The sequence below is a fragment of the Rahnella ecdela genome (assembly GCF_019049625.1).
Taxonomy (GTDB): domain Bacteria; phylum Pseudomonadota; class Gammaproteobacteria; order Enterobacterales; family Enterobacteriaceae; genus Rahnella; species Rahnella ecdela.
Map to the genome: position 1 here is coordinate 522,700 of NZ_JAFMOY010000133.1, position 18,733 is coordinate 541,432.

Below are 18,733 nucleotides of genomic sequence, written 5' to 3' on the forward strand. Positions count from 1 at the left end.
AATCCCTTTATATATCCCCGCCCGACCATTAGCATCGCGTTATTGCTTACTAAGCAAACAGCTCCATCCACCTGCAAGCAGAAATATAAAATGACAATGAGTAAATTAAAGACCGTACCCAGCCTGCTGGTCGCGAGTTCTTTATTGGTTTCCGGGGTTTCCCGGGCCGGGGAAAGTTTGTTAGGCAGCAATACTGAAGGGATGCGGCACTATGTGAGTTACGGTGCTGAATATTATAAGTGGGACGAATCCGTCGATAATATGGACGGTAAATATGTTGCTGAACATGGCCCGCGCCTGCGCGTTAATTTCGGATCCAATAATTACCTCGATACCCATAGCGGCTTATTAAAAGCCTGGGACATGAGCGTGATGTTCGGGATCGTCAGTTATAAAGGCAGCACGCTTGACGATCAGGCCAGCGTGCCGAACGGATCGCTGAAAGGCAAAACCTATTACACCGGCTACAGTGCGGATATGACGCGCGGTTACCGTTACCGGGCATCCGACAGTGTTTCTTTCGATATGAAAGGCGCACTCGGCGGCCAGGCGTGGTTGCGAAACATTCGCTCTGACGATGTATATATTGCCTCACAGGACAGAACACGTCAGTACACCGCCGTGGAAGTGACGTTGCAGCCTTACGCCAAAGCGTCCCTGGGCGCTAACTGGCAGATGACCGCAGATTCCCGTCTGAGTCTGGAAGGCGGTGCGCTGTATCCGATTAAAACCTGGACGCACAGTAATCAGGGCGCGGTCTGGCTTGAGCCGAAATCTAAGCTCTCGCCGTTCACCAGCCTGACCTGGAATATCAACAAAGATGTCTTTGTGAAGGCCAGTTATGTGCACCAGAAATACGGTAAGTCGGACGAGAAAAAGGGTGACCTGAACGGAAGCACCGTCGGCTATTATCAGCCTGCGACAACCACTTCAACTATGGGTCTGGAAGTCGGTTTCTACTTCTGATGATCTCAGCCAATAAGAGTCCTTTAAGCGGATTGTTCCGGTGTAAATAACCGGGACAATCGCTTATCTTAAAAGCCTCCCTTTCCAGAGGCTTACCTTTCATATGGATCGTTTCGCAACGCTGTTTGGCGTTCTCGCCATTTTATTGTGGAGTATGAGCGTGGCGCTCACCCGCAGTTTGTCCGAATCTCTGGGGCCTTTTGGTGCGGCCGCGTCTATTTATACGGTCAGCGGAATTATGGTCTGGATGGCGGGCAGTAAGCCGACACTGCGCGGAGAATCGGCGGCATATCTCATCGTCTGCGGTCTGCTGTTTATCTTTTATATGGTGGCGTTTTCGCTGGCGATTGGACTGGCACATACGCGCCAGCAGACGCTGGAACTGGGGCTTATCAATTATTTATGGCCGAGCCTGACGCTGCTGTTTGCAGTGCCTTTACTGAAATTACGCGTGCGCTGGTGGATCTGGCCGGGCGTTATTCTGGCGTTTGCCGGTGTTCTGTGGGCGATCAGCGGCGGTCACGGACTGGATATTCATCAGCTGATGCGCAACGTGCGCGGCAATCCGGTGGCCTACAGTCTTGCGTTTGGCGCTGCCGTTTCCTGGGCGCTGTATTCCAATCTGGTGCGCGTATTATGCAAGGGCAAAGGCGTGTTGCCACTCTTTTTACTCGCTACCGGTGCCGTGCTTTGGGTGCTGTATTTTCACTATTCATCGAATCGTATCAGCCTGACGTTACCGGCAATTCTTGAATTACTGGCCATGGGTGCGGTGACCGCCATTTCGTATCAGTGCTGGGATATCGCGATGAAAAAAGGTAATGCGACACTGGTCGCTGCGTTGTCGTATTTCACACCTCTTTCTTCGATTCTGATTGCCGGATTGTGGCTGCACACTTTGCCGGGCGCGAGTTTCTGGCCGGGCGTGCTGATGGTGGTCGGCGGTTCGCTGCTGTGCTGGACCGCCTCGCGGGGAAAATAAACTTATTCGATTGGTCGTAACCTTAGCGATAGGTCGTGACGAAAGCGCGGTATTTGGCGAGGACTTGCAGAAAGTCCTCGACGCCACAGAACGCCAGGCTCTCTTCGTCGTAATAACTCATGCCTTCTTCGATCTCATCGCCGTCGAAATCCAGCTGATTGGCGCGGATCATCACTTCATCGTCGGCTAACAGCAGCGTGTATTCATGGCCGACCATTTGCGTCTGACGCTCGCTGCCTTTCAGCTCACTCAGCGCGGCTTCGACTTTATCCAGCACGCTCAGGTCGCCCTTCACTTCTTCATTAAGCCAGTGACCGAGCACTTCGTGGCCCATTGAAAAACGCACTTTGACCTCACCGGTAATATCGCGCAGAAAATCGTAATCCATGGTGCAGTCCTCTGAAAAAATCACAATAAAAAAGGGAGCCGAAGCTCCCTTTTCAACACTGGCGCAAATATAACGATTTAGACTGCGGTTTGGAAGATCACGCCGTCAGCTTTATCCGTATATTCACTCAGCTTGTCGAAGTTCAGATAACGGTAGGTATCCGCCGCTGTTTTATCCACTTCAGCCATGTAACCCAGATATTCTTCCGGCGTTGGCAGACGTCCCAACAGGGACGCTACCGCCGCGAGTTCAGCCGATGCCAGATACACATTGGCACCGTTGCCCAGACGGTTCGGGAAGTTACGGGTAGAGGTGGAAACCACGGTAGAACCGTCGGCCACACGCGCCTGGTTACCCATGCACAGTGAACAGCCCGGAATTTCTACACGCGCACCGCTCTTACCAAAGACGCTGTAATAGCCTTCTTCGGTCAGCTGAGCCGCATCCATTTTGGTCGGTGGCGCAACCCACAGACGGGTTGGCAACGCGCCTTTATGGCTGTCCAGAAGTTTACCGGCCGCACGGAAGTGACCAATGTTGGTCATGCAGGAACCGATAAACACTTCGTCGATTTTGCTGTTCTGAACGGAAGACAGCAGACGCGCATCATCCGGATCGTTTGGCGCACAAAGGATCGGCTCTTTGATGTCAGCCAGATCGATTTCGATTACCGCCGCATATTCCGCATCGGCATCGGCTTCCAGCAGGTTCGGGTTCGCCAGCCACTCTTCCATGCCCTTGATGCGACGCTCGATGGTACGACGATCGCCGTAACCTTCAGAGATCATCCACTTCAGCAGCACGATGTTAGAGCTCAGGTATTCTTTGATCGGCGCCTGATCCAGTTTGATCGTACAACCTGCCGCTGAACGTTCTGCGGACGCATCCGCCAGTTCAAATGCCTGTTCTACTTTCAATTCCGGCAGACCTTCGATTTCCAGAATACGGCCAGAGAAGAGGTTTTTCTTACCCTTCTTCTCAACGGTCAAATGACCTTCTTTGATCGCGTAGTAAGGGATCGCGTGAACCAGGTCGCGCAGGGTGATGCCCGGCTGCATTTTGCCTTTGAAACGCACCAGAACGGATTCCGGCATATCAAGGGGCATCACGCCGGTCGCCGCAGCAAACGCCACCAGACCGGAACCCGCAGGGAAGGAGATCCCGATCGGGAAACGGGTATGCGAGTCACCGCCGGTGCCGACAGTGTCCGGCAGCAGCATACGGTTCAGCCATGAGTGGATGATACCGTCACCTGGGCGCAGTGAAACACCGCCACGGTTCATGATGAAATCAGGCAGCGTGTGGTGCGTGGTCACGTCAACCGGCTTAGGATAAGCGGCGGTATGACAGAATGACTGCATTACCAGATCTGCTGAGAAGCCCAGACACGCCAGGTCTTTCAGTTCATCACGGGTCATCGGACCGGTGGTGTCCTGAGAACCGACAGAGGTCATTTTTGGTTCGCAATATTCGTTTGGACGAATACCGGCAACGCCACAGGCGCGGCCCACCATTTTCTGTGCCAGCGAGAAACCTTTGTTGCTTGCGGCAACTGGCTTAGCAATACGGAACACTTCGCTCTGAGGCAGTTTCAGTGACTCACGGGCTTTGGTGGTTAAACCACGACCAATGATCAGCGGAATACGGCCACCGGCACGCACTTCGTCGAGCAGTACGTCGGTTTTCAGTTCGAAAGTGGCGATGACTTCATTGGTTTCGTGGTTACGCACTTCGCCCTGGTACGGATAGATGTCGATAACATCGCCCATATTCAGGTCAGAAACGTCCACTTCGATCGGCAGGGCACCGGCATCTTCCATGGTGTTGAAGAAGATTGGCGCGATTTTACCGCCGAGAACCACACCGCCGCCGCGTTTGTTCGGCACATGAGGAATATCATCGCCCATGAACCACAGCACGGAGTTGGTGGCTGATTTACGTGAGGATCCGGTACCGACTACGTCACCTACGTAAGCCAGCGGGAAACCTTTTTTGTTCAGTTCTTCGATTTGCTTAATCGGACCGACGTTTCCAGGTTGATCCGGATGGATACCTTCGCGTTCGTTTTTCAGCATTGCCAGTGCGTGCAACGGGATATCTGGACGGGACCAGGCATCCGGAGCCGGTGACAAATCATCGGTATTGGTTTCGCCCGTCACTTTAAAGACAGTGACGGTGATTTTTTCAGCCAGCTGAGGACGCGACAGATACCATTCGGCATCAGCCCATGACTGTAGAATTTTTTTCGCGTATTCGTTGCCGGCGTGTGCTTTTTCTTCCACATCGTAGAAGTTATCAAACATCAGCAGCGTGTGAGACAGCGCTTTGGCGGCAATAGGTGCCAGCGTTGTGCTATCGAGTGCGTCAATCAGCGGATGAATGTTGTAACCGCCCTGCATGGTGCCCAGCAGTTCAACGGCTTTTTCAGGAGTGACCAACGGGGAGGTAGTTTCGCCTTTGGCGACTGCAGCCAGGAACCCGGCTTTAACATAGGCGGCTTCGTCGACGCCCGGTGGAACACGATTAATCAGCAGGTCTAACAGAGTATCTTCTTCGCCTTTCGGCGGATTTTTCAGGGACTCAACCAACGCTGCCATCTGTGAAGCATCAAGTGGCTTAGGGACGATGCCCTCTGCAGCACGCTCGGCTACGTGCTTACGGTATTCTTCTAGCACGACTTTCTCCTCGCTCTCATTGTCATTTATTATGCCTGGCTTCCCTCATCAGACCGGTAGTAATCCTGCAGGGACAGCGGAATATCGGGTTGTCTGATGAGTCGGGGACACTGCGGGTATGATTGTTTCTTTGTCGGTTTACGACACATCCTGAACCGGAGCACAGTGTCCTTTAGCGCCGAAGCAGCATAGCAGGATTTTCAGGGGGTGTTAATCTGTTTACAAAAAAGCAACATTAAATTCTTGCTGAATCGTTAAGGACAAAATTTTCCTTTCCGATATGCCGTAAAGGCATCGGCTAACGCCTTGCGGAGCGGGCAGATACTGGCGTGAAGATAACGTTTAAATGTTTAAGATTCCTCTACAACCTTATGCCAAACTTGATAGCATGAAGCAATGAACGGCGCTCTGACGAGAAACTTATCAAACATGAAGACAAACAGTAATCTTTCAAACAAAGGTAAAAAATCGCCACCGGGTCAAAAACCGTTAGAAGCCATCACACGCCTGGTTGACGCCTTTCTGCCGCACTCTTCCGCGGTGGTGTCAGACGACGCAAATACCCCTATCACCATGAATGCGGAAGACGGTCATCAGCAAATCATTTTGCTGTTAGAAGGCGAAATCAAAGTTTATCGTTCCTCAGACAACTTGTTGTACGGTATCGCTACTGCGCCTGCGGTCCTGGGGTTAATGACCTCTGAATACAGCAGTTCATCCTTTATTTTTAAAGTGAAAAAGGACAGTAAGGTCAGTGCATTATCGCGCGAAACGGCTATCGACCTGATTGCCGATAACGGACTGGTAAGAGAGCTTATCGCTTACACCACCAGCTTTACCGATTACCGCAGCTACCATTCAGACCTGATGATCAACCGTACCGCGTATGACATTATTTGCGGGCTGTTACAGGAAATGGAGCGCTTACCGGAAGAAGTTCGCCGCAAAAACAGCATGGCAAATTTCATTCTGGAACGTTCGAATTTAGCGCGCAGTGGCGTCATGAAGATTCTGGCGGATTTGCGCGTAGGCGGTTATATCGATATTCAGAACGGAAAACTGATTGCTATCAACAAGCGCCTGCCAGACGAATACTGATTTTTCGCATTGGATCCCGATGTTCTGCATTGAGTTCCAGACATAAAAAACGGCCCCGCGGGGCCGTCTTATCATCGGAAAGTGAGTTCAGAAAATTATTTCTTTTTCGCTTTCGGATTTGGCAGGTCAGTAATGCTGCCTTCGTAGATTTCTGCTGCCAGACCCACGGACTCATGCAGAGTCGGGTGAGCATGGATGGTCAGCGCGATATCTTCTGCATCACAACCCATCTCGATAGCCAGACCGATTTCACCCAGCAGCTCGCCGCCGTTGGTACCGACAATCGCACCACCGATAACACGGTGAGATTCTTTGTCGAAGATCAGTTTGGTCATACCGTCTGCACAGTCGGAAGCAATAGCACGGCCAGAAGCTGCCCACGGGAAGGTGGCGGTTTCGTAGCTGATGCCTTTTTCTTTCGCTTCTTTCTCAGTCAGGCCAACCCAGGCAACTTCTGGCTCAGTGTAAGCAATGGATGGAATGACTTTCGGGTCGAAGTAATGTTTCTTGCCGGAGATAACTTCGGCAGCCACGTGGCCTTCGTGAACACCTTTGTGCGCCAGCATTGGCTGACCGACGATGTCGCCGATAGCAAAGATGTGTGGCACGTTGGTGCGCATTTGTTTGTCGACGTGGATGAAACCACGGTCGTCAACTTCAATGCCCGCAGCGCCCGCTTCCAGCAGCTTACCGTTAGGAACACGGCCGATAGCGACCAGCACGGCGTCATAACGCTGTGGTTCCGCAGGGGCTTTTTTGCCTTCCATTGTGACGTAGATGCCGTCTTCTTTAGCTTCTACCGCTGTCACTTTGGTTTCCAGCATCAGGTTGAATTGCTTGCTGATTTTCTTGGTGAAGACTTTCACCACGTCTTTGTCAGCCGCAGGAATAACCTGATCGAACATTTCTACCACGTCAATCTGAGAACCCAGCGCGTGGTAAACGGTGCCCATTTCCAGACCAATGATACCGCCACCCATCACGAGCAGACGTTCAGGAACAGTTTTCAGTTCCAGCGCATCGGTAGAATCCCATACACGCGGGTCATCATGTGGAATGAATGGCAGTTTGATTGGACGGGAGCCCGCTGCAATGATGGCATTGTCGAAAGTGATGGTCGTAGGACCGTTTTCGCCTTCAACAACCAGAGTATTTGCGCCAGTAAATTTGCCCAAGCCGTTCACGACTTTGACTTTACGGCCTTTCGCCATACCTGCCAGACCACCGGTCAGCTGGTTGATGACTTTTTCTTTCCAGACACGAACTTTGTCGATGTCAGTTTTCGGCTCACCGAAAACAATACCGTGTTCTGCCAGTGCTTTTGCTTCAGAGATCACTTTCGCGACGTGCAGCAGAGCTTTAGAAGGGATACAACCTACGTTCAGGCACACGCCACCGAGAGTGGAATAACGCTCAACCAGAACGGTTTCAAGACCTAAATCAGCGCAACGGAAAGCAGCAGAATAGCCCGCAGGGCCAGCCCCAAGTACCACGACCTGAGTTTTAATTTCAGTACTCATCATGACCTCTTAATTTATGTCCGGCGGGTCTGACGTCATTTTTATGTCGCAACGCCCATCATCCACCGGGTCGTTCTATCCGCCCGCAGTTTACAAAATTGTTAACAAATTTGAAACAACAAACGGCATACGATTTGTGCTTAGCGCCCGAAAATCCCAAACAGCACGAAGAGATTATCTGAAAAAAGCCGGCCGATTGGCCGGCTTTTCGCTTACATCACCAGACGGCGAATGTCAGACAACACGTTGTTGATGATGGTGATGAAACGCGCACCATCGGCACCGTCAATAACACGGTGGTCGAAGGAGAGCGACATTGGCATCATCAGACGCGGTGTGAACTCTTTACCGTTCCAGACTGGCTCGATAGCAGACTTGGAAACACCGAGGATAGCCACTTCCGGCGCGTTAACGATTGGCGCGAAGTGGGTCGTCCCGATACCACCGAGACTGGAGATAGTGAAGCAACCGCCCTGCATTTCGCCAGCAGTCAGCTTACCGTCACGGGCTTTCTTGGAGATAGCCATCAGCTCACGGGACAACTCGGCGATGCCTTTCTTGTTCACGTCTTTGAAGACCGGAACAACCAGACCGTTTGGCGTATCAACCGCCACACCGATGTTGATGTATTTTTTCAGTGTCAGTTTCTGACCATCTTCAGACAGTGAACTGTTGAAACGTGGCATCTGCTCAAGCGCAGCGGCAACGGCTTTCATGATGAAGACCACTGGTGTGAATTTCACGTCCAGTTTGCGTTTAGCGGCTTCATCGTTCTGCTGTTTACGGAACGCTTCCAGCTCAGTGATATCGGTTTTGTCGAAGTGCGTAACGTGCGGGATCATCACCCAGTTACGGCTCAGGTTCGCACCAGAGATTTTCTGAATACGGCCCAGTTCGACTTCTTCAATCTCACCGAACTTGCTGAAGTCAACTTTCGGCCAAGGCAGCATGCCCGGCAGACCGCCACCCGTTGCTGCTGCCGGAGCGGCTTCAGCACGTTTGACTGCGTCTTTCACGTAAGTTTGAACGTCTTCGCGCAGGATACGACCTTTACGGCCAGTCCCTTTGACTTTCGCCAGGTTTATGCCGAACTCACGGGCCAGACGACGGATAACCGGCGTGGCGTGAACGTAAGCGTCGTTCTCAGCGAATTCGCCTTTGCTCGCGGCTGAAGCAGCAGGGGCAGCCGCTTTCTGTTCCTGTTTCGCAGGAGCAGCCGCTTCTTCTTTCTTAGCCGCCGGAGCAGCAGGCGCAGCGCCTTCTACTTCGAAGACCATGATCAGAGAGCCGGTGCTGACTTTGTCGCCCGCAGCGATTTTGATTTCTTTCACGGTACCCGCGAACGGTGCCGGGACTTCCATTGAAGCTTTATCGCCTTCAACGGTGATCAGTGACTGTTCTGCACTGATTTTGTCGCCAACTTTAACCATGATTTCAGTGACTTCAACTTCGTCGCCACCGATATCTGGTACGTTCACTTCTTTACTGCCGGACTGAGCCGGAGCTGCCGGAGCCGCGTCTGATTTAGTTTCTGCTGCTGCGGCCGGTGCTGCTGCACCAGAACCTGCAACTTCGAAGACCATGATCAGAGAACCAGTGCTGACTTTGTCGCCCGCAGCGATTTTGATTTCTTTCACTTTGCCCGCGAACGGTGCAGGGACTTCCATAGAGGCTTTATCGCCTTCTACGGTGATCAGCGATTGTTCAGCTGTCACGGTGTCGCCTACTTTTACCATGATTTCAGTGACTTCAACTTCGTCGCCACCGATATCAGGCACGTTCACTTCTTTGCTTTCGCTGGAAGCAGGCGCAGCAGCAGCGTTCTCTTGAACATTAGCTTCTGCTTTGGCTTCCTGTTTAGCAGGTGCTGCATCAGCAGCACCGTCAGCAGCTTCAAAGATCATAATCAGTTTGCCGGTTTCGACGGTATCGCCGACCGCAACTTTAATTTCTTTGACCACGCCAGCCTGTGGAGAAGGCACTTCCATAGAAGCTTTGTCGCCTTCAACGGTGATCAGCGATTGTTCAACTTCAACCTTATCGCCCACCTTCACCATAATTTCGGTGACTTCCACTGCATCTGCACCGATGTCCGGTACGTTAATTTCAATAGCCATCTGTCTTTACCTCTTATGCCAGACGCGGGTTAACTTTTTCAGGGTTGATATCGAATTTCTTAATGGCTTCTGCCACTACAGACGTTTCGATTTCACCGCGTTTAGCCAATTCACCCAGCGCAGCAACCACAACGTAGGAAGCATCCACTTCGAAGTGGTGACGCAGGTTTTCGCGGCTGTCTGAACGACCGAAGCCGTCAGTACCCAGTACACGATAATCGCTGGCCGGAACGTAAGTACGAACCTGTTCAGCAAACAGTTTCATATAATCGGTAGACGCAACCGCTGGCGCGTCGCTCATCACCTGGGCGATGTACGGGACACGTGGCGTTTCGGTTGGGTGCAGCATGTTCCAGCGCTCACAGTCCTGACCGTCACGGGCCAGTTCAGTGAAGGAAGTCACGCTGTATACGTCAGAACCTACGCCGTAGTCTTTGGACAGGATTTCAGCCGCTTCACGAACGTGACGCAGGATAGAACCGGAGCCCAGCAACTGTACTTTACCTTTGCTACCTTCCAGAGTGTCTAGCTTGTAGATACCCTTACGGATGCCTTCTTCCGCGCCTTCTGGCATGGCTGGCATATGGTAGTTTTCGTTCAGCGTGGTGATGTAGTAGTAGACGTTTTCCTGCGCGTCGCCGTACATACGAACCAGACCGTCATGCATGATGACAGCAACTTCGTAAGCGTAAGACGGATCGTAAGAAATACAGTTCGGGATAGTCAGAGACTGAATGTGGCTGTGACCATCTTCGTGCTGCAAACCTTCGCCGTTCAGGGTTGTACGACCTGAAGTACCGCCGATCAGGAAGCCACGCGCCTGTTGGTCACCCGCTGCCCAGCACAGGTCGCCGATACGCTGGAAACCGAACATGGAGTAGTAGATGTAGAACGGGATCATTGGCAGATCATTGGTGCTGTAAGAAGTCGCTGCGGCGAGCCATGAAGAAGCGGCGCCCAGTTCGTTGATACCTTCCTGCAGGATCTGACCTTTCTCGTCTTCTTTATAGTAAGCAACCTGCTCACGGTCCTGCGGGGTATACTGCTGGCCGTTCGGGCTGTAAATACCAATCTGACGGAACAGACCTTCCATACCGAATGTACGCGCTTCATCGGCGATGATCGGGACCAGACGGTCTTTAATGGAGTCGTTTTTCAGCATCACGTTCAGGGCACGGACGAAAGCGATAGTGGTAGAGATCTCTTTCTTCTGCTCTTCAAGCAGTTGTGAGAAGTCTTCCAGTTTCGGCATTTCCAGCTTCTGAGTGAAGTTTGGCAGACGAGACGGCAGGTAGCCTTTCAGCGCAGCACGACGCTCATGCAGGTATTTGTATTCTGCAGAGTCTTTTTCCAGAGTGATGTATGGCAGTTTTTCCAGATTTTCATCGGTAACCGGCACGCTGAAACGATCACGGATATAGCGCACGCCATCCATGTTCATTTTCTTCACCTGGTGAGCAATGTTTTTGCCTTCGGCTGCGTCGCCCATGCCATAACCTTTAATGGTATGCGCAAGGATAACGGTCGGCTGGCCTTTGGTGTTCTGCGCTTTGTTCAGTGCAGCGAAGACTTTCTTCGGATCATGGCCGCCACGGTTAAGCGCCCAGATTTCGTCGTCGGTCATATCTTTGACCAGAGCGGCGGTTTCAGGGTATTTACCGAAGAAGTGTTCACGAACGTATTTGCCGTCACGAGACTTGAAGGTCTGGTAGTCGCCATCAACGGTTTCGTTCATCAGCTGGATCAGTTTACCGCTGGTATCTTTACGCAGCAGCTCATCCCAACGGTTGCCCCAAATCACTTTAATCACGTTCCAGCCAGCGCCTGCAAAGATGCCGTCCAGTTCGTTGATGATTTTGCCGTTACCGGTTACCGGGCCATCAAGACGCTGTAAGTTACAGTTGATGATGAAGCAGAGGTTGTCCAGTTTCTCACGGGTGGCGATAGTGATCGCACCTTTGGATTCTGGTTCGTCCATTTCACCGTCGCCCAGGAACGCGTAAACGCGCTGTGCGGAGGTGTCTTTCAGACCACGGTGTTCCAGATATTTCAGGAACTTAGCCTGATAGATAGCACCGATAGGGCCCAGACCCATGGAAACGGTCGGGAACTGCCAGAATTCTGGCATCAGTTTAGGGTGCGGATAAGAAGACAGACCTTTACCGTGAACTTCCTGACGGAAATTGTTCATCTGGTCTTCAGTCAGGCGGCCTTCAAGGAAAGCACGTGCGTAAACGCCCGGAGAGATGTGGCCCTGGAAGTACACCAGATCGCCGCCGTCTTTTTCGTTGCGTGCGCGGAAGAAGTGGTTGAAGCACACTTCGTACACGGTCGCAGAAGACTGGAAGGAAGCCATGTGGCCACCGAGTTCCAGGTCTTTCTTGGACGCACGCAGAACGGTCATGATGGCGTTCCAGCGGATAGCGGTACGAATATTACGTTCCAGCTCCAGGTTACCCGGGTACTCAGGTTCGTCTTCAACAGCGATGGTATTGACGTAGTTACGGCTGGCCGCACCAGCAGCGACGCTCACGCCGCCCTTACGCGCTTCGCTAAGAACCTGATCGATCAGGAACTGTGCACGCTCAACACCTTCTTCACGGATGACCGATTCGATCGCTTGTAGCCAGTCGCGAGTTTCGATCGGATCCACGTCATTATTTACACGTTCTGACATGGTGCTTTTCCTTATCTGTATCTAATACGTTGGTTTATCTGGAGCCTGTCTTCCTGCGCTCTTTCTAAAACGATCATCGTGATGAGAAAGCACACGAAGACAGGCCCGTCATGTAGTTGCCGTGAACCTTCAAATGAAGGCTCTAAAAATTAACCTCTTGGGTTAACTTTCATCTTTTCGTTGCTGGAGCCGTCGTAAAGACCGATCCCGCCGGGTGTGTTCCCTGCTGAGATCCAGCAAAACTTCTTCAATGAACGCCAGGTGACGGTGAGATGCGGCACGCGCTATTTCTGGTTCCCGTGCAACAATCGCCTCGAAAATACTGGCGCGGTGGTTGCTAACCGTCGCCAACATTTCGCGGCGTGAGTATAGCAATTCAAAGTTCTGTCGAACGTTCTTCTCAAGCATCGGTCCCATACAGCGAACCAGATGCAGCAGCACGACATTATGCGCTGCTTCTGTTACAGCAACCTGATACTGCATGACCGCATCGGCTTCTGCGTCCAGGTCCCCGCTGTCTTGTGCGGTCTGAATGACCACATGACAATCGCGAATGCGCTGCAAATCTTCCTCTGTACCACGAAGCGCCGCGTAATAGGCAGCGATCCCTTCAAGGGCATGGCGTGTTTCAAGGAGATCGAATTGTGATTCAGGATGGTCGGCCAGTAATTCGGCAAGCGGGTCACTCACGCTTTGCCAGAGATTACTTTGTACGAAAGTACCACCACCCTGACGGCGCAGGAGTAGCCCCTTCCCTTCCAGGCTTTGGATTGCCTCTCGCAGAGAAGGTCGCGATACATCAAACTGTTTGGCCAGTTCGCGCTCTGGCGGAAGCTTTTCCCCGGGTCTCAAGGTGCCTTCGAGGATCAGGAACTCAAGTTGCTGCTCGATCACATCGGATAACTTAGGCTGTCGGATTTTGCTGTAAGCCATATATGTGCTGTTCTCTGCGAGTAGCGACTCTGTAAGTTGCCGGAGTCAATTGGTAATACCAATTTAAAAAACGTGGCCGTAAAGTAACAAAGTATTCACCTTGTGTCCATATGGCTACCCAGTAAATGCGTCGACCCCGCACAATTTAACAAATTCTTATCATTTATCTTTTTTACCCAGCCTCAGATCACATTTTTTAGATCCTGAACAATTTTCCAGTCAATTTGGCTATTTGTTATGCAGATGATGCATAAACCCCGTGCAAACCATTGCGCATACCACTATTCTTGGCCGAACGGTAGATGATGCTGATTTTTAGGCACAATCCAGCCGTAAATAATTAAATACAAAAAGTGTAATTATCGCCTTACATTCTTTATAACACGCAGAATGTTATGGGTTTTGCCCCAATGACAGAGGACAGGTAAATGGTTGATCAACAACAAGGCGATGAGCTGAAGCGTGGTCTAAAAAACCGCCATATTCAGCTGATTGCACTAGGTGGGGCCGTCGGTACAGGGCTGTTTCTGGGCAGCGCTTCCGTCATTCAGTCTGCGGGGCCGGGGATTATTCTGGGTTACGCAATTGCAGGTTTTATCGCCTTTTTAATTATGCGCCAGTTAGGTGAAATGGTTGTTGAGGAGCCGGTTGCAGGCTCATTCAGCCACTTTGCTTACAAATACTGGGGTGGATTCGCGGGCTTTGCTTCCGGCTGGAACTATTGGGTTCTGTACGTGCTGGTGGCGATGGCAGAACTGACCGCAGTAGGTAAATATATTCAATTCTGGTATCCGGAGATCCCAACATGGGCTTCTGCGGCTGTATTTTTCGTGCTGATCAACGCCATCAACCTCACCAACGTTAAAGTTTTCGGTGAGATGGAATTCTGGTTTGCGATCATCAAAGTGGTTGCCGTTGTAGCGATGATTCTGTTCGGTGGCTGGTTGCTCTTCAGCGACACTGCAGGTCCGCAGGCGACTGTACGTAACCTGTGGGAACAGGGTGGATTTCTGCCGCACGGAATGACCGGACTGGTAATGATGATGGCTATCATCATGTTCTCCTTCGGTGGCCTTGAGCTGGTAGGGATCACAGCGGCTGAAGCCGATAATCCTGAAATTAGCATTCCTAAAGCGACCAACCAGGTTATCTATCGCATCCTGATTTTCTATGTGGGCTCACTGGCGGTACTACTTTCCCTGATGCCGTGGACCCGCGTCGGGCCGGACACCAGTCCGTTCGTCCTGATCTTCCATGAACTGGGTGATGCGCTGGTTGCGAATGCCCTGAACGTAGTGATCCTGACTGCTGCACTGTCTGTCTACAACAGCTGTGTTTATTGTAACAGTCGCATGTTGTTCGGTCTGGCACAGCAAGGTAACGCACCAAAATCTCTGATGAAGGTCGACAAACGCGGCGTGCCGGTGGCTTCCATCCTCGTTTCTGCTGCCACCACCGCACTGTGTGTTCTGATTAACTACCTGATGCCGGGAGAAGCGTTTGGTCTGCTGATGGCGCTGGTGGTTTCTGCGCTGGTGATCAACTGGGCGATGATAAGCCTTGCGCACATGAAATTCCGTCAGGCAAAACGTCGTGAAGGCGTGGAACCTAAGTTCAAAGCGCTGCTGTATCCGGTAGGTAACTACATCTGTCTGCTGTTTATGGCGGCGATTCTGGTAATCATGGCTATGACTCCGGGCATGGCGATCTCCGTGTGGCTGATCCCAGTCTGGCTTGTCGTTCTGGGCATCGGTTACTGGATCAAGAATCAGCGAAGCGGAAAATCCGTTAACGCTTAAGCAAAAGTAATTATTTAAAATCCTCAGACGCCCCGGCTAAGTCACTTACCGGGGCGTCTTGTTATACAGGTCACACTTTTTCTCAGATGACCAAATCGTCCATCTTCACGACTCTTACCTCCTGACTCTTATTCCCTTCCTGAGCCAATACTCTGGGCTATCAAACAGTTTTTTAACAACTGTCCTTTTGACATCTATCCGGAGAGAACATCCATGAAGGAAGGCGCGCTGTCGTTCAAAGAGAAAGTAGCGTACGGCATGGGGGATGCGGGCTGTAATATGATTGGCGGCGCCATCATGCTGTTTCTTAATTATTTTTATACAGACGTATTCGGTTTAGCACCGGCACTGGTCGGCGTGCTACTGCTATCAGTGCGCGTCATTGACGCCGTCACTGACCCGATTATGGGTGCGATTGCTGACCGCACCACTACCCGCTGGGGACGGTTCCGTCCGTATTTGTTATGGGTTTCGGTGCCGTATGTTCTGTTCAGCGTGCTGATGTTCACCACGCCGGAATGGAGCTACAACAGCAAGGTTATCTATGCTTTTGTGACTTACTTCCTGATGTCCCTGACCTATACAGCCATTAACATTCCTTACTGTTCACTGGGCGGGGTGATTACGGCTGATCCGCATGAGCGTGTAGCCTGTCAGTCTTACCGCTTCTTTATGGTCGGTATCGCGACACTTATCTTGTCATCGACTCTTCTGCCAATGGCGGACTTTTTCGGCGGCGCAGATAAAGCCAAGGGCTACCAGATGTCGATGGGCGTGATGGCGATCATCGCACTGTTTATGTTCCTGTTCTGCTTCAGCTCAGTGAAAGAACGCATCCAGCCTGCGGTACCGTCTAAACATGCCCTTAAATCTGACCTGAAAGATGTCTGGAAAAACGACCAGTGGGTGCGCATTCTGCTGCTGACATTCTGCAACGTGTGTCCGGGCTTCATCCGTATGGCAGCCACCATGTATTACGTCACCTGGGTCATGGAAAAATCCACATCGTTCGCCAGTATGTTCATCAGCCTGGGCGTAGTAGGCATGATGATTGGCAGCGCGCTGGCAAAACCGCTGACCGATAAGTACTGCAAACTGAAAGTGTTCTTCTGGGCAAACATCATCCTGACTATTTTCTCCTGCGGCTTCTATTTCCTCGATCCGCATGCGACGACGCTGATCCTGGTGGCGTACTTCATTCTGAACATCATGCACCAGCTCCCTTCCCCGCTGCACTGGTCGCTGATGGCCGATGTGGATGATTACGGCGAATGGAAAACCGGCAAACGCGTGACCGGTATCAGCTTCTCCGGCAATCTGTTTTTCCTCAAATGCGGGCTGGCTGTGGCCGGTGCAATGGTCGGCTTCCTGCTCTCCGCTTACGGTTATAACGCCGGAGCGACGCAGCAAAGTGAACACGCAATCAATGGCATTGTGCTGCTGTTTACCATCATCCCTGGCGTGGGATATCTGATTACTGCTGGTGTGGTGCGCTTACTGAAAGTGGATCGCGAAACCATGCGCACCATTCAGGCTGATCTGGAAATTCGTCGCCGTAATTACCGAGAACTGAATGAATATCACGACGCAAAAAATGCACAGGACGCGAATATCGCCAGCGTCTCACTGAACAGCAAGGAGCTGAAACATGAGTAATTATCCTAACCCGCTGATTGAGCAACGCGCAGACCCGCATATCTGGCTGCACAGCGACGGAAACTACTATTTTATCGCATCGGTTCCTGAATACGACCGGCTGGAGATCCGCCGCTCACCAACACTGACTGGCCTTGCCGATGCACCTGCGACCGGGGTCTGGCATAAACCTGACACCGGCCCGATGAGCGCGCTTATATGGGCGCCGGAGCTGCATTTCATCGACGGAAAATGGGTTATCTATTACGCCGCTGCGCCGTCGCAGGAGATTGTAGACGGATTATTCCAGCACCGGATGTATGCACTGGTTTGCGAAGAAGCAGATCCGCTTACCGGGAAATGGCAGGAAAAAGGCCGGATCCAGACGCCGATCGACAGCTTCTCCCTCGATGCTACGCACTTTGAGCATCAGGGCAAAAGTTATTATCTGTGGGCACAGAAAGACCCGGCAATTCGCGGAAATTCCAATCTGTATCTGGCTGAAATGGAAAACCCCTGGACGCTGAAATCGACGCCAGTCTTGCTTACCAAACCTGAACTGGACTGGGAAATCATCGGTTTTTGGGTCAACGAAGGCCCGGCGGTGATCACGCATGGCGATAAGATTTTCATCACTTATTCTGCCAGCGCCACCGACGAAAATTACTGTATCGGTTTGCTTTGGGCAGATCTCAGCAGCAACCTGATGGAGCCGGCAAGCTGGCACAAATCTCAGCATCCGGTGTTTACCACTCAGACACAAAACAAACAGTTCGGCCCCGGCCACAACAGCTTTACCCGCAACGAACAGGGCGAAGATGTACTGGTGTATCACGCCCGAAATTACACGGAAATTGAAGGTGATCCGCTGTATGACCCGAACCGGCATACGCGTATCAAAGCCTTCCGCTGGGATAAAAACGGGATGCCAGATTTCGGCGAACCCGCCGCCGATAACCGGCCACTCACCTTACAAAAGCAGCGCGGATAAAAGCATAAAGCCCGGACATGAAAATGTGCCGGGCTTTTTTATTCGTGCTTTGTATTGACCAGAGGTGCAGCAGAATCTCGTTAAATCAGCGTGCCGTAAATCGTCAGAAGCGCAACAACGACCAGAATAATCATCGTCACTTTGCGTGCCAGACTCACCGCAGCGCGTGGCGTTTGTACCGGATCGGTATGCGGATCACGTGCCAACGAGAACTGCGCCAGACGGGTTAACACCTGATACTGTGACGAGTGAATATCACCAAGCGAAGCGAACCACGCCGGAAGAGCTTTCTCACCGTGGCCCAGCAGTGCATAAGCCACACCCGCCAGACGAACCGGGATCCAATCCAGAATATGCAGCAGAGCATCAACGCCGGATTGCGCACGTTTTAAAGGTGGCATATGACGCGCCAGCCAGGTCTGATAACCGCGCAAGGCCGCGTATCCGCCTAAGGCAACCGGCCCGAAAGGACCGCACACCACAAACCAGAACAACGGCCCGAGATAGTAACGGTAGTTAATCCATAAGAGCGCATTTTGCAGTTCACGCAAACGGGCTTCTTCCGTGCAATCCGTTGGCAGACCGTGGATCAGCGCCAGTTCTTCGGCCATTTCCTTGCAAGCGTCAGCATCCCCCTGACGGGCGGACTTAAGATAAGCGCGATAATGCTTACGCTTAATCCCCGCGCCAATGCACAGCAGACACAAAATCACCCATAAGATAAGCGTCGGTACGCCAAAGAATATTCCCTGTAGCGCACGCAGAACGCCCCAGATCATCGCCATCCAGATGACCATGATGGCCAGCGTTTTCACTAAGGAAGTCTGCCGCCCGCGGCGGAATATCACCTCGAACCGATGGTCCAGCTGCCAGTGTTCACCCAGTTTGAACAGCCGTTCCCAAGCCAGCACCAGCAGCAAAGTAAATAACGTCATCGATTGTCACTCTCTCT

Annotated in this window: 13 protein-coding genes; 6 read left to right on the forward strand and 7 right to left on the reverse strand. The window is 51.8% G+C overall.

The window, feature by feature from the left end:
• Positions 1–96 precede the first annotated feature (96 nt).
• Positions 97–966 carry a hypothetical protein gene (locus J1784_RS25725; protein WP_238485705.1) on the forward strand — a complete coding sequence of 290 codons (870 nt, stop codon included), beginning with the start codon at positions 97–99 and terminating at the stop codon, positions 964–966.
• Between the two features lie 103 nt (positions 967–1,069).
• Positions 1,070–1,948, forward strand: a complete 879-nt coding sequence (yddG, locus tag J1784_RS25730; protein WP_217151532.1) for an aromatic amino acid DMT transporter YddG — start codon at positions 1,070–1,072, stop codon at positions 1,946–1,948.
• A 22-nt stretch (positions 1,949–1,970) separates the two neighbouring features.
• Here the strand turns inward: yddG and yacL are convergent, their stop codons facing one another.
• Both yacL and acnB read right to left on the reverse strand, forming a co-directional pair.
• Complete coding sequence (gene yacL / locus J1784_RS25735; protein ID WP_217151533.1) at positions 1,971–2,336, reverse strand: protein YacL; 366 nt, start codon at positions 2,334–2,336, stop codon at positions 1,971–1,973.
• Positions 2,337–2,413: 77 nt separating this feature from the next.
• Positions 2,414–5,011, reverse strand: a complete 2,598-nt coding sequence (gene acnB / locus J1784_RS25740; RefSeq protein WP_217151534.1) for a bifunctional aconitate hydratase 2/2-methylisocitrate dehydratase — start codon at positions 5,009–5,011, stop codon at positions 2,414–2,416.
• Between the two features lie 429 nt (positions 5,012–5,440).
• On the opposite strand from acnB, the gene J1784_RS25745 reads away from it, so the two are divergent.
• Entirely contained in the window at positions 5,441–6,109 is a 669-nt protein-coding gene (locus J1784_RS25745) for a helix-turn-helix domain-containing protein (RefSeq protein WP_217151535.1), read from the forward strand.
• A 95-nt stretch (positions 6,110–6,204) separates the two neighbouring features.
• Here the strand turns inward: J1784_RS25745 and lpdA are convergent, their stop codons facing one another.
• The 4 genes from lpdA to pdhR all read right to left on the reverse strand — a co-directional run bounded on the left by lpdA (position 6,205) and on the right by pdhR (position 13,356).
• Positions 6,205–7,629 carry a dihydrolipoyl dehydrogenase gene (gene lpdA, locus J1784_RS25750; RefSeq protein ID WP_165353190.1) on the reverse strand — a complete coding sequence of 475 codons (1,425 nt, stop codon included), beginning with the start codon at positions 7,627–7,629 and terminating at the stop codon, positions 6,205–6,207.
• Between the two features lie 212 nt (positions 7,630–7,841).
• The gene (gene aceF, locus J1784_RS25755) at positions 7,842–9,746 is read right to left on the reverse strand and encodes a pyruvate dehydrogenase complex dihydrolipoyllysine-residue acetyltransferase (protein ID WP_217151536.1); all 1,905 of its coding nucleotides are present in this window, start codon (positions 9,744–9,746) and stop codon (positions 7,842–7,844) included.
• Between the two features lie 13 nt (positions 9,747–9,759).
• On the reverse strand, positions 9,760–12,423 hold the full coding sequence (gene aceE, locus J1784_RS25760; RefSeq protein ID WP_217151537.1) for a pyruvate dehydrogenase (acetyl-transferring), homodimeric type: 2,664 nt from the start codon (positions 12,421–12,423) through the stop codon (positions 9,760–9,762).
• 162 nt (positions 12,424–12,585) lie between these two features.
• Positions 12,586–13,356, reverse strand: a complete 771-nt coding sequence (gene pdhR, locus J1784_RS25765; RefSeq protein ID WP_013576986.1) for a pyruvate dehydrogenase complex transcriptional repressor PdhR — start codon at positions 13,354–13,356, stop codon at positions 12,586–12,588.
• A 428-nt stretch (positions 13,357–13,784) separates the two neighbouring features.
• Between pdhR and aroP the strand changes: the two genes are divergently transcribed.
• The 3 genes from aroP to J1784_RS25780 all read left to right on the forward strand — a co-directional run bounded on the left by aroP (position 13,785) and on the right by J1784_RS25780 (position 17,781).
• Positions 13,785–15,155 carry an aromatic amino acid transporter AroP gene (gene aroP / locus J1784_RS25770; RefSeq protein ID WP_217151538.1) on the forward strand — a complete coding sequence of 457 codons (1,371 nt, stop codon included), beginning with the start codon at positions 13,785–13,787 and terminating at the stop codon, positions 15,153–15,155.
• A 213-nt stretch (positions 15,156–15,368) separates the two neighbouring features.
• Complete coding sequence (locus tag J1784_RS25775) at positions 15,369–16,811, forward strand: glycoside-pentoside-hexuronide (GPH):cation symporter (RefSeq protein WP_217151539.1); 1,443 nt, start codon at positions 15,369–15,371, stop codon at positions 16,809–16,811.
• Complete coding sequence (locus J1784_RS25780; protein ID WP_217151540.1) at positions 16,804–17,781, forward strand: glycoside hydrolase family 43 protein; 978 nt, start codon at positions 16,804–16,806, stop codon at positions 17,779–17,781. Before J1784_RS25775 ends, J1784_RS25780 begins: the two co-directional genes overlap by 8 nt.
• 80 nt (positions 17,782–17,861) lie before the next feature.
• On the opposite strand, the gene ampE is transcribed toward J1784_RS25780, so the two are convergent.
• Positions 17,862–18,716 carry a beta-lactamase regulator AmpE gene (gene ampE / locus J1784_RS25785; RefSeq protein ID WP_217151541.1) on the reverse strand — a complete coding sequence of 285 codons (855 nt, stop codon included), beginning with the start codon at positions 18,714–18,716 and terminating at the stop codon, positions 17,862–17,864.
• Between the last annotated feature and the right edge of the window lie 17 nt (positions 18,717–18,733).

Excerpts from the sequence above, each read along its gene's own strand:
- yddG (WP_217151532.1), top strand. The coding sequence starts at position 1,070 with ATGGATCGTTTCGCAACGCTGTTTGGCGTTCTCGCCATTTTATTGTGG.
- J1784_RS25780 (WP_217151540.1), top strand. The coding sequence starts at position 16,804 with ATGAGTAATTATCCTAACCCGCTGATTGAGCAACGCGCAGACCCGCAT.
- yacL (WP_217151533.1), bottom strand. The coding sequence starts at position 2,336 with ATGGATTACGATTTTCTGCGCGATATTACCGGTGAGGTCAAAGTGCGT.
- J1784_RS25745 (WP_217151535.1), top strand. The coding sequence starts at position 5,441 with ATGAAGACAAACAGTAATCTTTCAAACAAAGGTAAAAAATCGCCACCG.
- ampE (WP_217151541.1), bottom strand. The coding sequence starts at position 18,716 with ATGACGTTATTTACTTTGCTGCTGGTGCTGGCTTGGGAACGGCTGTTC.
- aceE (WP_217151537.1), bottom strand. The coding sequence starts at position 12,423 with ATGTCAGAACGTGTAAATAATGACGTGGATCCGATCGAAACTCGCGAC.
- J1784_RS25725 (WP_238485705.1), top strand. The coding sequence starts at position 97 with ATGAGTAAATTAAAGACCGTACCCAGCCTGCTGGTCGCGAGTTCTTTA.
- J1784_RS25775 (WP_217151539.1), top strand. The coding sequence starts at position 15,369 with ATGAAGGAAGGCGCGCTGTCGTTCAAAGAGAAAGTAGCGTACGGCATG.
- lpdA (WP_165353190.1), bottom strand. The coding sequence starts at position 7,629 with ATGAGTACTGAAATTAAAACTCAGGTCGTGGTACTTGGGGCTGGCCCT.
- pdhR (WP_013576986.1), bottom strand. The coding sequence starts at position 13,356 with ATGGCTTACAGCAAAATCCGACAGCCTAAGTTATCCGATGTGATCGAG.
- aroP (WP_217151538.1), top strand. The coding sequence starts at position 13,785 with ATGGTTGATCAACAACAAGGCGATGAGCTGAAGCGTGGTCTAAAAAAC.
- aceF (WP_217151536.1), bottom strand. The coding sequence starts at position 9,746 with ATGGCTATTGAAATTAACGTACCGGACATCGGTGCAGATGCAGTGGAA.